General features: G+C 57.9%; 11 protein-coding genes and 1 pseudogene. 7 read left to right on the top strand and 5 right to left on the bottom strand.

The annotated features are described in order from the left end of the window. Positions 1-107: 107 nt before the first annotated feature. Positions 108-389, bottom strand: a complete 282-nt coding sequence (locus tag IEX40_RS15455) for an acylphosphatase (protein ID WP_188749885.1) — start codon at positions 387-389, stop codon at positions 108-110. After that, the gene (locus IEX40_RS15450; protein ID WP_188749883.1) at positions 390-1,622 is read right to left on the bottom strand and encodes a YihY family inner membrane protein; all 1,233 of its coding nucleotides are present in this window, start codon (positions 1,620-1,622) and stop codon (positions 390-392) included. Between the two features lie 131 nt (positions 1,623-1,753). Here IEX40_RS15450 and arsC point away from each other — a divergent pair, with 131 nt between their 5' ends. The 5 genes from arsC to IEX40_RS15425 all read left to right on the top strand — a co-directional run bounded on the left by arsC (position 1,754) and on the right by IEX40_RS15425 (position 5,728). Then, positions 1,754-2,104: an arsenate reductase (glutaredoxin) gene (gene arsC, locus IEX40_RS15445; RefSeq protein WP_188749880.1), complete on the top strand. Its 351-nt coding sequence runs from the start codon at positions 1,754-1,756 to the stop codon at positions 2,102-2,104. Continuing rightward, positions 2,101-2,703: an NAD(P)H:quinone oxidoreductase gene (wrbA, locus tag IEX40_RS15440; protein ID WP_188749878.1), complete on the top strand. Its 603-nt coding sequence runs from the start codon at positions 2,101-2,103 to the stop codon at positions 2,701-2,703. Before arsC ends, wrbA begins: the two co-directional genes overlap by 4 nt. A 15-nt stretch (positions 2,704-2,718) precedes the next feature. After that, positions 2,719-3,102, top strand: coding sequence for a DUF2069 domain-containing protein (locus IEX40_RS15435; protein ID WP_229680788.1), 384 nt, complete (start codon positions 2,719-2,721; stop codon positions 3,100-3,102). Beyond that, positions 3,086-4,747 (top strand): SufS family cysteine desulfurase, encoded by a 1,662-nt coding sequence (locus tag IEX40_RS15430; protein WP_188749874.1) that lies wholly within the window; start codon positions 3,086-3,088, stop codon positions 4,745-4,747. Before IEX40_RS15435 ends, IEX40_RS15430 begins: the two co-directional genes overlap by 17 nt. Positions 4,748-4,819: 72 nt before the next feature. Then, positions 4,820-5,728: a LysR family transcriptional regulator gene (locus IEX40_RS15425; protein ID WP_188749872.1), complete on the top strand. Its 909-nt coding sequence runs from the start codon at positions 4,820-4,822 to the stop codon at positions 5,726-5,728. A 13-nt stretch (positions 5,729-5,741) separates the two neighbouring features. On the opposite strand, the gene IEX40_RS15420 is transcribed toward IEX40_RS15425, so the two are convergent. Both IEX40_RS15420 and IEX40_RS15415 read right to left on the bottom strand, forming a co-directional pair. Then, positions 5,742-7,736, bottom strand: coding sequence for a DNA topoisomerase III (locus IEX40_RS15420; protein ID WP_188749870.1), 1,995 nt, complete (start codon positions 7,734-7,736; stop codon positions 5,742-5,744). Then, positions 7,717-8,505 (bottom strand): annotated as a pseudogene (locus IEX40_RS15415) (fructosamine kinase family protein); the annotation flags it as partial. The gene IEX40_RS15420 and the pseudogene IEX40_RS15415, both read right to left, overlap by 20 nt. A 183-nt stretch (positions 8,506-8,688) precedes the next feature. Between IEX40_RS15415 and IEX40_RS15410 the strand changes: the two are divergent. Beyond that, positions 8,689-9,867, top strand: coding sequence for a BaiN/RdsA family NAD(P)/FAD-dependent oxidoreductase (locus IEX40_RS15410; RefSeq protein WP_188749865.1), 1,179 nt, complete (start codon positions 8,689-8,691; stop codon positions 9,865-9,867). A gap of 19 nt (positions 9,868-9,886) precedes the next feature. Here IEX40_RS15410 and IEX40_RS15405 read toward each other — a convergent pair whose 3' ends face one another. Then, positions 9,887-12,454 (bottom strand): thrombospondin type 3 repeat-containing protein, encoded by a 2,568-nt coding sequence (locus IEX40_RS15405; protein ID WP_188749864.1) that lies wholly within the window; start codon positions 12,452-12,454, stop codon positions 9,887-9,889. A 575-nt stretch (positions 12,455-13,029) separates the two neighbouring features. Between IEX40_RS15405 and IEX40_RS15400 the strand changes: the two genes are divergently transcribed. Beyond that, positions 13,030-15,216: an OsmC domain/YcaO domain-containing protein gene (locus IEX40_RS15400; protein ID WP_188749862.1), complete on the top strand. Its 2,187-nt coding sequence runs from the start codon at positions 13,030-13,032 to the stop codon at positions 15,214-15,216. Positions 15,217-15,261 lie beyond the last annotated feature (45 nt).

Genomic DNA, 15,261 nt, shown 5'->3' with positions numbered 1-15,261 from the left:
GGCGGCGTGTTCGGCGGTAGGAAGCTGTCCCCTCAGTGTAGTCTGGATTTTCCGCCCTGGTAGCCGCCATGGCTACTCAAGTCACCCGGACTGACCGCCTTTATCGATCAGGCATCCGCCCTGATTTCAAAGCTTTCGAACTGCTCCGGCGACACATCGGTTGCCTCTACCGAGGTTACTCTTGCTGAGTCAGGGCCTCGGTTCAACCAAGCCTCTACGTGACGTACGGCGCGCTCATCGCCACACAGCATCGCCTCCACACGGCCATCGGCAAGATTCCGCACCCATCCAGTTACGCCGTTGGACTGGGCATGTTCCTGGGTAAAGCGGCGGAACCAGACACCCTGTACCCGACCACTCACCACCAGATGAGTACAGATCTCGGCCATTCAATCCTCCTGTTTTTGTATTACCGAACCGCTAAACAGTGCGCTCAACGACAGATTCAACGTATCCTGGCGCCGCTGACTGAGCTCATCCAGACGCTCACCGACCCACTGTTTCCATTCGCTATCTGCCTGGCTTAATCCGGATGGCAACGGCCAAGGCAACAGTGCCTGGAGTTGAGCCAGGGTAAAGGTCGACAGGTCCCGACTCAGCAGATAATGGCCATGTTCGGTCCTGCGAACCAGCCCCGCCGTCATCAACAGCTGGGCATAGTCATCCCAACGCCCTTGATCCAATGCCGGAACGTCATGCAAAAGCCGACTGTCCTCCAGCGGCTCACCACGCTGCTGCGCCCGCCAAAGTCGTTCAAGTACCGAAAGCAGGGTATAAAAATGGGGTTCGCGACGTTTCCGGTTACCCGCGTGATAGATAGTCAATGCCCGTGATAGCTCTGCGCCGAGCAGAGCGATGGTCCAGCAGATAAAGATCCAGACCAGAAACAGTGGTACAGCGGCGAACGCTCCGTAGATCAGCTCATAGGAGGGGAATTGGGTCACGAACAGCGCAAAGCCGCGTTTGGCCAGTTCAAACATGAGCGCCGCCGCCACACCGCCGATCAATGCGTTCTTCAACGGCACCCGGCAGTTCGGCACGGCGGCATACAGCAGCGTAAATGCCAACGTCGACAACAGCGGTGGAAAGAGCGCCAATAGCTGGGCCTGACCAACCATGGCCGTGGCATCGGTGAACAACGGCAGCGATGCCACGTAGGAGGTCAGCAGCAAGCCGAAACCGATCAACAGCGGCCCCAGACTCAGTACTGCCCAATAAAGTAGGAAACTGGACATCCCCTTGCGCGGCTCACTGACCCGCCAGATCCGGTTTAGCGCTGCCTCGATATTTTTCATCATCATGATCGATGTGATCAGCAGGAACAGGATACCGACCGCCGTCAGCTTGCGCGCCTGACTGGTAAACCCTGCAAGATGCTCCTGCACTACGGCGCCGGTGGCGGGCACGAAGTTGTCGAATACCCACCCCTGGATCATCTCCCCCACCCCCTGAAATGAGGGTATAGCCGCCAGCATCGCGTAGGAGACGGTCATCAGCGGCACGACTGCGAACAAAGTGGTATAGGTCAGCGCGGCAGCGTTGAGTATGCCTTGGTTGGCTTTGTACTGGCGCACCAGATCACGCAGGAACAGTAGCGCTACTGGTAACGGGCGTTTGATCATTCCTAATCCTCTTCGCTCTTCATAGCGGTATGTCATAACGGCGCGCGGGGGCTCGCAGCTTTGTAACCATCTGACAAGCCTATACAATAGGGCGCCAAATCAAGCAATGAAAGTGCCTCGACGGAGTTCCCATGGCGATCATCATCTACCATAACCCTCGCTGCTCGAAATCGCGCGAAACCCTGCAACTACTTCAGGACCGGGGCATCGAACCCGAAATTCGCGAATATTTGAAAGATGTTCCCTCCGCAGCAGAGATTAACGAACTGCTGAGCAAGCTCGGCATTGGGGCACGCGACCTGCTGCGTACCAAAGAGGCCGAGTACAAGGAGGCGGGCCTGGACGATGCATCGCTGGATGATGCTGCCGTGATCGCGGCGATGACCCAATACCCGAAACTGATCGAGCGTCCGATCGTCATCAACGGCGCGCGTGCACGTATCGGCCGTCCGCCTGAGTCGGTGCTGGAGATCCTGGAGTGAGCGACCCGTACGTCCTCGTTCTGTACTATAGCCGTCATGGCGCTACCCGCTCCCTGGCCCGTCACATCGCACGCGGTATCGAAGAGAGCGGGATGCGTGCCATGCTACGCACGGTACCGCCCATCTCCGCCACCTGCGAGGCGGTAGCACCCGCAGTGCCTGAGCAGGGGGCGCCCTACTGTACCGAACAGGAGTTGGCCAACTGTTCCGGCCTCGCCCTGGGCAGCCCAACCCGCTTCGGCAATATGGCGGCGCCCCTGAAGTACTTTATCGACTCCACCAGCAGCCTCTGGTTGTCCGGTGCTCTGATCGACAAACCCGCCTGTGTTTTCTCCTCCAGCGCGTCGATGCACGGCGGCCAGGAGAGCACACTGTTGAGCATGATGCTGCCGCTGCTGCACCACGGCTGCGTTCTGGTGGGCCTGCCGTTTAGCGAGGATGGCCTGAACAGCACCGACGCCGGCGGTACCCCCTACGGCCCGACCCATGTATCCGGGTCCGAAGGGCTACAGGATATCAGCGCGACAGAACTGGAGCTGTGCCAGGCACAGGGCCGCCGCCTGGGCCGGATCGCCCGTACACTGAGACCCACAGCTTAAGGAATGCCAGACACCATGTCTCTCGCCTGTAAAACCCGATTCACCCGGCGGCTGACCCTGGGCAGCTATGCTGGACTGCTGGTGCTGTTCAGCCTCTGGTATCTGCTGCTGTCACCCGCTCAGTCAGACCACCCCTGGGTCATCTGGCTGGTCCACCTTCTGCCGCTGCTCGCATTTCTGCCCACCATCATATCAGGCAACCCGCGCGGTCATGCCTGGCTCTGCTTCGTGCTGCTGCTCTATTTCCTCGAAGCGGTGGTGGCGGCCCTGGTACCCAACACCCGGTGGTTGGGGCTGATCGAGTCCCTGCTGCTGGTCACACTTTTCACCAGCGCAATGCTCTATGCCCGCTGGAGAAGCAAGCTGACCAAGGCCGAGCACGATGCCGACCGAGTTTGATCCGTCACGCGTCAGACGGGAGTTTCCGATCCTCTCGTCGCGCGTCAACGGGCAGCCACTGGTCTACCTCGATAATGCCGCGACCACGCAGAAGCCTCGCGTGGTGATCGAGGCCATCAGTCAGTACTACAAGCGCTACAATGCCAACGTTCACCGGGCAGCCCATGCCCTGTCGGCACAGGCCACCACAGCCTTTGAACAGGTACGCCGCAACCTGGCAGAATGGATCGGCGCCACCTCCACCGATGAGCTGATCTGGACCCGGGGCACGACCGAGGCGATAAACCTGGTCGCGCAGAGCTACCTGCGCCCCCGGCTCAAGGCCGGCGATCGCATACTGCTGATGGAGTGTTCCCACCACGCCAACATCGTGCCCTGGCAAATGGTGGCAGAGATATGCGGTGCCGAGATCGATGTACTTCCCTGCGCCGACGGCGAGATCGATCTTGAGCTGTTTAAACGCTTGCTAAGTCGTCAGCCGCAGCTCGCCGCACTGACCCATACTTCCAATGCCCTGGGCTCGGTGTTCCCGATCGAACAGATGTGCGCACTGGCGCGCGCAGCCGGTGTGCCGACGCTGGTCGACGGTGCACAGGCACTGCCCCACTTCGATATCGACCTGGCAAGACTTAACTGTGACTTCTACGCCTTTTCCGGCCACAAGCTCTTTGGCCCCACCGGGATAGGCGCACTTTGGGCACGCCGGGCACTGCTCGAATCCATGCCCCCTTGGCAAGGCGGCGGCGAGATGATCGAGCACGTGAGTTTTGCCGGTACCCGTTTCGCCGGTCTGCCATTTCGCTTCGAAGCCGGAACCCCGGATATCAGCGGCGTTATCGGCCTGGGCGCCGCCATCGACTACCTGCGCATCCAAGACAGAGAGTCGTTTGAACGGCATGAGCAGCAGTTGCTGCAGCATGCCTTGGCGTGCTGCGCCACCCTGCCCGGCTTTCGCCCGCTCAACGCCGGTCACGACAGGGTAAGCCTGATCTCCTTCCTGATCGACGGTCTGCACCCCCAGGACATAGCACTCTGGCTCGACCAGCAGGGGATCGCGGTGCGCGCCGGACACCATTGTGCCATGCCGTTGATGAGTGCTTTGGGAATACCGGGCAGCGTGCGCGCCTCCTTTGCCTTCTACAATACGCTGGACGAAGTGGAGAAACTGGCGCAGGCACTGGATCAGCTGATTCGCAGCCAGCACAGCCAGATCAGCCTGCCGCAGGCGATTACCGCCGACCAGGCGCAGCTGGACAGGGTGCATCAGGCGAAGGGGTGGAACGAACGTTACCAGGCGCTGATGGCGCTGGGGTCGAGCCTGCCCGACCTGCCACAGGAGTGGCGACGAGACGAGTACCGCCTGCATGGTTGCGAATCTCGCGTCTGGCTGATCAATACGCTGGATGACTGCGGCCGCCTGGCATGTCGCGCCGACGCTGAAGGTCGTATTCTCCGGGCCCTGCTCGCGCTGCTGCTGGAATCGGTCAACGGCCTTACGCCCAACGAGGTACTGGCACTGGATCTGCCGGGTAAGATCGCCCAACTGGATCTGCAGCGCCACCTTAGCCCAACCAGGGGTAACGGCCTTAACGCCATGATCGACGCTCTACTGCAGTTCGCACGCGTTAGCCAGCCCACCACCTGATGCATCCGGATTGTCGCGTAGAAATTTTGACGAACCGTTGTTTTGTCCATCTGTACGGGAAGATCGGTAACGATGAATCTGAATGACCTCAGCCTGTTCATCCGCGTGGTGGAAACCGGCAGCTTCACCTTCGCTGCCGAAACGCTCAACGTGCAGAAATCGACAATCAGTCGCCGTATCGCACAACTCGAGGACAGCCTAGGCACTCGATTGATCCAGCGTACGACACGCAAGCTGAAGCTGACGCCGGAGGGTCGCGAACTGTTCGAGCGCTGTCACGACCTGATCGACGAACTGCAACTGATCCGCGACCAGATCGCGGCCGACTCCAATGAACTGCGCGGCCGATTGAGGATGACCATGCCCACCGAACTCGGCATGTACCTGATGAGCGGTGTCATCGCCAGTTTTATGGAGCGGTACCCCGGCGTCGAGGTCGACGTAGAGCTCAGCACCCGCGCCGTGGATCTGATCGAGGAGGGGATGGATCTGGCACTGAGGGTGGGCCCCCTGCCCGATTCGTCGATGATCGCGCGCAAGGTCGCAACGCTGAACCGGGCTGTCTATGCCAGCCCCGCGTACCTGAGCAAGCACGGCACTCCCGGTACCCCTGACGATCTCGCCGAGCATCACTGCATCACGCTGGTCAAACCCTTCGATAGCTGGCGATTCACCAACTGGAACGACGGCGAGCCGGTCAGCTTTGGTGGTCAGTTGCGCACCAACAGCATCAGTTTTGCTCGTGAGATGGGGCTGCAAGGCGTTGGCATAATCCGCATGGCACACGTGATTGTGGATGAGCTGGTCGAGCAGGGAAAACTGGTGGAGATACTGCAAGAGTTCCCGATGGCGCCGACCGAGATCAACGCCATCTATACCAGCAGACGGAATCTGACACCCAGAGTACGTGCCTTTCTCGACCATATGACGGAGCGACTTCAGGCGCACCCGTGGATCACCGACTGCGCCAGCGTCAGTTGAAGCCGCAGTGGGTTTAGCCGTTTTCCGCTACGCTCTGTTTGCGTCTGCGTCGCGGCGCTGTTTTTCGGCCGTTTCCACCCTGTTTTCCTGCTGCGGCAGCCTGACCCGCTCGTCCCGCCGTTCGACGACGCGCGCCACCAGCGCGTCGCCGTTTTGGCGCGTCGACACCACGCAGGCTCTCCGGCGCGGCGGCACCGAGCTGCCCGATCAACTCGGTAAGCGAGCTTTGAAGCGCCGTCATAAACTGCTCGTAGCGCCCCTCTCGACGCGCCATGGCATCGAGCGACGACTCCCAGTGTGCGGTCAGATCCGGTTTTTGCACCTGCTCCGGCAGTGCATCGATCAATCCCCTGCCCGCCGGCGATGAGTGGATGCTCTTACCCTGGCGCTGCAGGTAACCACGGGTGACCAGCAGCTCGATGATGCCGGCCCGGGTCGCTTCGGTTCCCAGGCCATCGGTCTCTCTGAGCACCTTGCGCAGTGCCGGATCGCCGACAAAGCGGGCGATGCCGGTCATCGCGGCCAGCAGGCTGGCATCGGTAAACGCCTTAGGCGGCTGGGTCTGCTTCTCCAACACTTCGCCACGCTCACAGCTCAGGCTGTCTCCAACCGCCAGTAACGGCAGCTCCGACGCTCCATCCGCAGTTTTACCAAGCAGTGTCCGCCAACCCGGATCCTCGGTCTGACGGGCCCGGGCGATAAACAGTCCGCCCTCGATACGCAGCTTCAGCTCGGTGTCGTTGTAGCGCCAGGCGGGGTAGAACTGCATCAGGTACTGCCGGGCGATCAGCTCATACACCTTCGCCTCGTGACCGCTCAGTGAGCCCTCCCGCGCACTCTTGGCGGTGGGAATAATGGCATGATGCGCCTCCACCTTGGAATCGTTCCAGGCGCGGCCCTTTATGCCGATATCGGCGCCGGACGCGGCCTGCGCAAGGGTAGACGCCGTCTGCTTGATCGCGCCGATCACCGCTCCCGCCTCTCCGTGATGCTCCTTCGGCAGATAGCGGCAATCGGAGCGGGGATAGGTGATCAGCCGATGCTTCTCATACAGCGCCTGGCAGGCATCGAGCACCGCCTGGGCACTCATCCCGTAAGCCTTGGACGCATCGATCTGCAGCGACGACAGGTTGTAAGGCAAGGGTGCCGGCTGCTGTGCTGGTTTGCGACCGGCTTCTTCGACCACCGCCTCCTTGCCGCTGATCCGGTTGGCCACGTTCTGCGCCAGCTCGCGGCTGAGCACCCGGCCCTCCTCATCCTGCCAGCGGGCACAGGCTTCACTGGGCTGCCAGCTTGCACTGAAGCGCTGCCCCTGCTCCGTCAGCAGATGGGCCAGCACCTCGTAGAAGGGCTTGCTGACGAACGCCTCGATCGCCCGGTCGCGCTCGACCACCAGCCCCAGAACCGGGGTCTGTACCCGGCCCACCGAAAGCAGGCCATCGAACCCTACCCGCCTTCCCTGCAGGGTCAGCGCACGGGTCAGGTTGATGCCGTAGAGCCAATCCGCCCGCGAGCGGGCCAGCGCCGATACCGACAGGGGTATGAATTCGCTGTTGGGCTTGAGCCGCTCCAGCGCGCGTTTCACCGCGGAGGGGTTAAGATCGGAGATCAGTAGGCGCTGCGTCGCCCGCCTTTTGCTGTCGGGCACGCCAAGGTACTCGATCACCTCATCCACCAGCAGCTGTCCTTCGCGGTCCGGATCGCCGGCATGAACCAGCTGATCCGCTTCGCGGGTCAGTTTACGCAGCGCCGTCAGTTGGCTGCGCACCTTGGGCCTGGGCTTGAGCTGCCACCGGTCCGGGATGATCGGCAGATGTTCGAAGCGCCACTGCTTGTAGGCGGGATCATAGGCTTCCGGCTCCGCCTGCTCGAGCAGATGGCCGACACACCAGCTGACCAGATCGCCATTGCCGCAGCGGATGTACCCCTCCTCCCGTTTCTGCGGCCCCGGCAGTACCGCCGCGATAGCCCTGGCCAAACTGGGTTTTTCAGCGATGTAGAGTTTCATCGAGCGCAGCCATTCCGTCTTCGCACCCCGGCAGATAGCTGCTGCCAAAGAGGTTGTAGTGGTTCAGATAGTGATAGAGGTTATAGAGCCGGCGTTTGAGTGGATAGTCCTGTGACAGCGGCCGCAACTCCTGATAGGCGTTATAGAAATCGGCACTGAAGCCACCGAACATTTCGCTCATCGCCAGATCCACCTCCGGATCGGCATAGTAAACCGCCGGGTCGATCAGCCATACCCCCTGGCGGTCGAACAACACATTGCCGGACCAGAGATCGCCGTGAACCAGCGCCGGCGCTTCAACCTGGTCGTTGAGAAACTCGATCAGCGCCTCGCGGCACCTGGCCAGCGTTGCCCGATAACGCCTGCGAATATCCTCACGCGTGATGCGCTCGACCTGGAACGCCAAACGGCAGTCGGCAAAGAACAGGCCCCAGTTGTCGCTCCAGCCGTTGCGCTGAGGCGACAGCCCGATGTAGTTGTCCCGGTCCAGGCCATAAACCTGCCCCGGCTGACTATGTAGCCGAGCCAGACCGACACCCAACCTGAGCATCTGCTCCCGGCTCGCCGGATGCCGGTCGATGTGCTCCAGTTCAAGTCGATCCCTGTCAGCACAGACCCGCACCGGTATCTGCAACTCGGTGACACCGGCACTGGCCAACGCCTGCTCAAGCAGAGACAGCCCCTCTGCTTCACGTAGCAGGCGGTCGGATCCTGGTTCCGGGTTCTGTTTCACAAAGCTCTGCATCGAGGTAAAGGCATCGCTGATTCGATAATAGGTGCGGCCGCCGCATCACGTCGCGGCCCGTAAACAGCCCTACATTCTAGCAACTTATCGAACTGAGGTGGCCAGCGTACTGATCAGGCCAGCGTTCTGTTGAACGATCCGAGGAGAGAGTCTCTGTCCGACATGGTAGAATCGCCGGCCCAACCCAGTAATGAATGAGAACCGGCCTTGGTCCGATACGACGTAGTGATAATTGGCGGTGGCGCCTCGGGCCTGATGTGTGCAGCGACGGCGGGCTACCGTAACCGCTCAGTGCTGGTGATCGAGCACACCAACAAACTCGGGCGCAAGATCCTGATGTCCGGTGGTGGGCGCTGTAACTTCACCAACATCCACAACGGTGCGGCCAATTTCCTCTCCGCTAACCCCCATTTCTGTAAATCGGCGCTGAGCCGCTATCCCGCGGCGCAGTTTATAGAGCTGGTGGAGCGCCACGGAATCGAGTTCCATGAAAAGACACTGGGCCAGCTGTTCTGCAACGAGTCGAGCCGGGAGATACTGCAGCTGTTGCTGACCGAATGCGAATGGGCCGGCGTCGAGTTGCGCCAAAGTACTCATGTCGAAAAGATCGAACGCCAGGATGATGGCTTTCGCCTGGTCACCAGCTCCGGTGAACTGGAGTGTCACTCACTGGTGATCGCCACCGGCGGCCTGTCGATTCCCAACGGTGGCGCCACTGGATTCGCCTATGACGTGGCCCGTCAGTTTGGCCTCCAGGTAAGTGAAACCCGCGCGGCACTGGTTCCCTTCACTCTGCAACCGGCCGACCTTGAGTACATCAAACCGCTGTCGGGTATCTCCCACCCGGTCAGCGTCAGTTGCCGTGGCCAGCGTTTCAGGGAGGCGCTTCTGTTTACTCATCGGGGCTTGAGCGGACCCGCTATCCTGCAGATATCCTCCTATTGGCAGCCGGGCGATGAGATCGAGATCGACCTGTTCCCGGAGCTGGATATGCTGGAGTGGTTCAAGCAACAGCGCGAAGCACGCCCCCGCGCCGATCTGCAGACGGTACTCGCAACCCTGATGAGCAAGCGCGTGGTGCAGGCGCTGTGCGAACACTGGCAGTTTTCCGGCCATATGGCCGACCTGGGCAACAAGGTGTTGGAGCAGATAGCCGAACAACTGCACCACTGGCGTATCAAACCCAGCGGTACCGAGGGCTACCGCACCGCCGAGGTAACAATCGGCGGCATCCTGACCGATGAACTGTCGTCGAAAACGATGGAGGCGAAACAGGTGCCCGGACTCTACTTTATCGGCGAGTGCCTGGACGTGACCGGCCATCTGGGCGGCCACAACTTCCAGTGGGCCTGGGCATCAGGCGTCGCGGCTGGACAGGCGGTCTAGCCGATGAAAATCCTGTCGATTATTTCCTTTTTACTGTCAGAATCCATTGAATCACGGTCTCAACGGGATTCGCAGGTTCCGTTACATCGGTGAAGGTAATCGTGCCCGTATACCTCCCCTGAGTAAGCAAGTTAGCCTTGTTTTTGAGTCTTACATCGACCAAGTCGCCACTCTGAGCCGCCACCGTCCCGGATTGCGTCCCAACCACGAGCCAGTCGACATCGCTGGAGACGGTATATTCAACCGCGCTAGCGCCGGGGTTTATCAGGTCGAACGTTTGCGATTCGGGATTAAAGGGGCCTCCAATAACACCACTTGCGCGTATATCCAACGTCGGATTTACCTCCAAACTTCCCGGCTCGGAGGGATCTGCGAGCTTCTTCACGACAGTAATGATCTGGACGCCAGCGGCCTTATTGGCGGCAGCATCCTGCGCCTCCCAGACCACCTCGGTGACCCCCAAGGGAAAGACGCCATCGGCCGGTGCGTCGTTCACAGGGCTACAACATGGCGTTCCATCAACCAGATCATCCCCCACCGCCACACCTATATCGACAAACGCACCATTGGCATTCCCCTCCACGGTCACATCCGGTGGTACAGATAGTAGCGGCGATGTCGTATCTTCCACTGTCACCACCACCTCATCGCTCGCGCTATTGGATAGATTATCGCTTGCCGTAATGGTGACCAGCGTAGTCCCTAGCGGATAGGTCGTAAGTGACGGTTCAATGGCGATCACCGGAGCCGTGTCACAGAGATCATTAACGATCGGCTGAAGATCGTAATCAACCCCAGTCGCTGATGTGGCCTCCAGGGTAATATCAGCGCCGGCGTTTACACTGGGCGCAGTCGTATCGGAAATTGTTACCAGCAGACTGTCGGTATCACTTGCCAAGCCATCACTGACCGTGAGTTCGAAGCCCTGAATGCCGACAGGGTAACTAGCGCTGGTTACGGCGCTGGTAGCGCCAGTGCTCCACAAAAAGGTAAGCGCATCGCCGTCCAGGTCGTAGGAGTTGGAGCCATCGAGCAGTACAAGGGTTGATTCGCCGGTACACTCAAGCGTCTGGTCTGCCCCAGCATCAGCAACAGGAGTTCTGTTCTCATTAGCCTCAGGTAGCTCAAAAGCAAGTGCCGTGATGCTATCCATCGCTTTCACAAAACCCGTAATCTGCCCCACAGGAATCGTCTGTTGGGTATCCAGATCGATCTGGTAGAGATAGGAAACACCACTCGGACGCTGGGTCGTATAGAGGTTATCAAGCTGGTCAAATGCCAGACCCAGCCATACCGTCCTCCCCATGTTGAATAAAGGTGTTGATGTACCATCTACCTTATCTACAACCACTAAATCCTTAGTATCACCGTCGATCACGTATAGCACGTCATCCCGACCAAACGTAGCGCCGTTCGTGAATGGAAAGGGTACGCTGTTTATAAGTGTTTTATCACCTGAACTTAGGTCATATATGGCGATGTCATCCAAATGGCCATCGATACCATAAAGAGTGCCGTATATATCGAACGCGATTTGGTGCAGATTCACGTTGGGTGGTACGGTCGTCAATACACTGCCTTCGCCGCTCGATATATTGATCTCAATGAATTCGTAAGTTCGCCTTCCAAAGGTTACTATTTTACCATCGGTCGGATCAGTAGACAGAGTTATAATGCTGTTCACATCTTGACCCAAATCACCGATATAAGTTGCCAAGCCATTGGACTGGTTAATTACATAGAAATCCAACATTGATGATATTGCATAGAGTTTCTGCATGCTGGGGTCGACACAGGCATCACCAAAACCATCGCCGTTCATGTCGGTTTGGTCAGGATTAAACAGGTAACGGCAGTTGTCTTCACCATCATCGATAGCGTCATTATCATCATCTGGATCGCACAGATCGCCGAGACCGTCGCTATCCAAATCAGTCTGCCTTGGGTTATAGACTGTCACACAGTTGTCAACAGCATCCTCTATGCTGTCACCATCAGAGTCGGGCACAACATCGCCTGCGCACTCCAACACCAGATCATCTACAAACACCGCTGGCGTCTGTTCGAACCCGTATATTTCGAGTAGTTGAATGCCTTGAAATTCGGGAGGAAGGCCGAAGTTCAGCCTATCGCCGACAGGGAATCCATCTGAAGGTATATTAAACAAAACCTGTCCTCCATCCGGCTGGGTTCCGACAAGTATAAGTTCACCATTAACCTCCTCATTTTTTACCAGAGATGCGGCAATTAGAGTGAATAATTGTTGATCAGGAAAGTTATTACTGGGTGGACAGCCTGGTGCCACTATTACGAGTGGAGAAAATGCGTCTAACGGCCTAACCGCATTATTTCCCGTCAGCTGAGGTATTTCACGAATATCGAGATCGAATCCAGTAGAAAAAATTCCTTCCTCCGAATAGTCCTGATATGCGCCTTCGGGGACCTTATCGAATGATTGGACAACGAGGTTTGCCATGGATGCCACTGGAACCATTAACGTCAGCAGAATACTGACACACCTTACCACAACTCTTAAAAAACCTTTGGCCAAGCATTTCGTCAGCTCTGATCTTACAAAGATACGCATTGAACCAGCCTCGCATATGCTTTAGTCGAACATTCCAAACCCGGAATTCTGGCAGGAACCATGCAGAGGCCATTCCATGCCAATTGGCTAGGCACTCAATTGATTGATTTCCCGTTACTTTTCCATAGCCGACTTTGAACCATCCTTATAGATCGTGCCAAAGCGTTAATAAACGTTACACAGAGATAGATATTTTCCTGCCATCTTTCGATTAGAAAAACCGGTAGCCCGTATTATTTTTGCTTAAAACTCATATAGTTAATTATGAAGATAAGACCTAGCCATGGACTTCGTACAGCCTGCCCGTGTCTGTAAACGTAAGAATACACATGGACACCAACAACGAACGCCAAACAGCGTTGCACCGATCCGAAAGGAGACTCGCCGCGGCGAAAACAGCCACCTCAGGATCCTGATCTGTTCGTAAGCAGCGCACTTGCATCAGGGAAGCAGCCATCGAGCATCCGACAATGACAGCTTTTCTTCGGATTAACACCTACGGCCGTGTTAACATGACGCCCTTTCCCCACGCCCTGCATGCCATGCAGACCGACTGACTTAAAACGATCATTCCGATGGAAATCAAAGTAAATTTTCTAGACAACCTTCGGCTCGAAGCGAAGTTTGACGACTTCACGGTTACCGCAGACCAGCCGATTCGCTACAAGGGCGACGGCTCGGCACCGAGCCCGTTCGACTACTTTCTCGCCTCGTCGGCGCTCTGTGCGGCCTACTTTGTGCGGGTCTACTGCCTGGCACGCGATATCCCGACCAAGGATATCCGTCTGTCGCAGAACAATATCGTCGACCCGGAAAACCGCTACAACCAGATTTTCCAGATCCAGGTCGAGCTGCCGGAATATATCTCCGATAAGGATCGTCAGGGGATCCTACGGTCGATCGATCGCTGCACGGTGAAAAAGGTGGTGCAGCAGGGGCCCGAGTTCAAGATCGAGTCGGTGGACAACCTGGATGAAGAGTCATCGCTGATCTACATGGACCCGTCTAAAGAGGACTCCAGTACCTATATCCTCGGCAAGGACCTGCCGCTGGAGCAGACGATCGCCAACATGACCGGGATCCTGGCCGAGCTTGGCATGAAGATCGAGGTCGCCTCCTGGCGCAACATCGTGCCCAACGTCTGGTCACTGCATATACGTGATGCGGCCTCCCCCATGTGCTTTACCAACGGCAAGGGGGCGACCAAGGAGAGTGCGCTGTGTTCGGCGCTGGGCGAGTTCATCGAGCGGGCAAACTGCAACTTCTTCTACAACGACCACTACTGGGGTGAAGAGATCGCCAATAGCGAGTTTGTTCACTACCCCAATGAAAAGTGGTTCAAGCCTGGTCCTGATGACGCTTTGCCGGAGGGACTGCTGGACGACTGGTGTCTGGAGATCTACGACCCGGACAATGAGCTGCGCGCCTCCAACCTGATCGACACCAACTCGGGTAACGTCGAGCGCGGTATCTGCGCCCTGCCCTACGTGCGCCAGTCCGACAACGAGGTGGTCTATTTCCCATCGAACCTGATCGAGAACCTGTTCGTCAGCAACGGCATGAGTGCCGGCAACAATATCTACGAAGCCCAGGTACAGTGTCTGTCAGAGATCTTCGAGCGCGCGATCAAGAAGCAGATCATCGAGCAGGAGATCGTACTGCCCGATGTGCCTCAGCATGTACTGGAGAAGTATCCCCGCATCCTCGAGGGGATCAGGGGTCTGGAGGAGCAGGGCTTCCCGGTGGTGGTCAAGGATGCCTCCCTGGGTGGGCAATACCCGGTAATGTGCGTGACCCTGATGAACCCGAGAACCGGAGGCGTATTCGCCTCGTTCGGTGCGCACCCGAGCTTTGAGGTCGCCTTGGAGCGCAGCCTGACCGAGCTGTTGCAGGGACGCAGTTTCGAGGGCCTCAACGACGTCCCACCGCCGACCTTCAACAGCCTCGCGGTCACCGAGCCGAACAACTTCGTCGAACACTTCATCGATTCCACCGGTGTGATTTCATGGAAGTTCTTCAGTGCCAGACAGGATTACGAGTTCTGCGAATGGGATTTCTCCGGCAGCAACAAGCAGGAGAATGACACCCTGCTCGGCATACTGCGTGATCTGGGCAAAGAGGTATATATCGCGGTATTTGAGGAGCTGGGCGCGGTCGCGTGCCGCATACTGGTGCCCGGCTATTCCGAGATCTATCCGGTAGAGGATCTGATCTGGGACAACACCAACAAGGCCCTCGCCTTCAGAGCCGATATCTTGAACATCCACTCCCTCGACGACGACGAGCTGGAAGATCTGGTCATGCGTTTAGAGGAGAGCGAGGAGGACAACTACACGGTCATCTCGACCCTGATCGGGATCGAGTTCGATGAGAACACTGTGTGGGGCAAGCTCTGCGTAGGCGAACTCAAGATCCTGATCTATCTGGCGCTGCAGCAGTTTGAAGAAGCCAAGGACCTGGTCTCGGACTATCTGCAATATAACGACAACACCGTCGATCGGGGTCTGTTCTATCAGGCGGTCAACGTGGTACTCGACATCGCGCTGGATGACGAACTCGAGCTCGAAGACTATCTGCCCAACCTGACCAGAATGTTCGGCGAGGAGCGTATGAACAACGTGGTCGACTCGCTCAATGGCGATGTTAAGTTTTATGGTCTGACCGAAACCAGCATGAAACTGGAAGGGCTGGATCGGCACCTGAAGCTGATCGAGAGCTATCAGAAACTTCATAACGCCCGAGCCGCCAGAATCGCCCATTGAGGAGATAGGCCTTATCGTCGTTTAAACTGTAGTCATAAGATAACG

The organism is Marinobacterium zhoushanense (assembly GCF_014641945.1).
GTDB classification, from domain to species: domain Bacteria; phylum Pseudomonadota; class Gammaproteobacteria; order Pseudomonadales; family Balneatricaceae; genus Marinobacterium_D; species Marinobacterium_D zhoushanense.
This window is presented reverse-complemented; position numbering and strand designations above follow the sequence as displayed.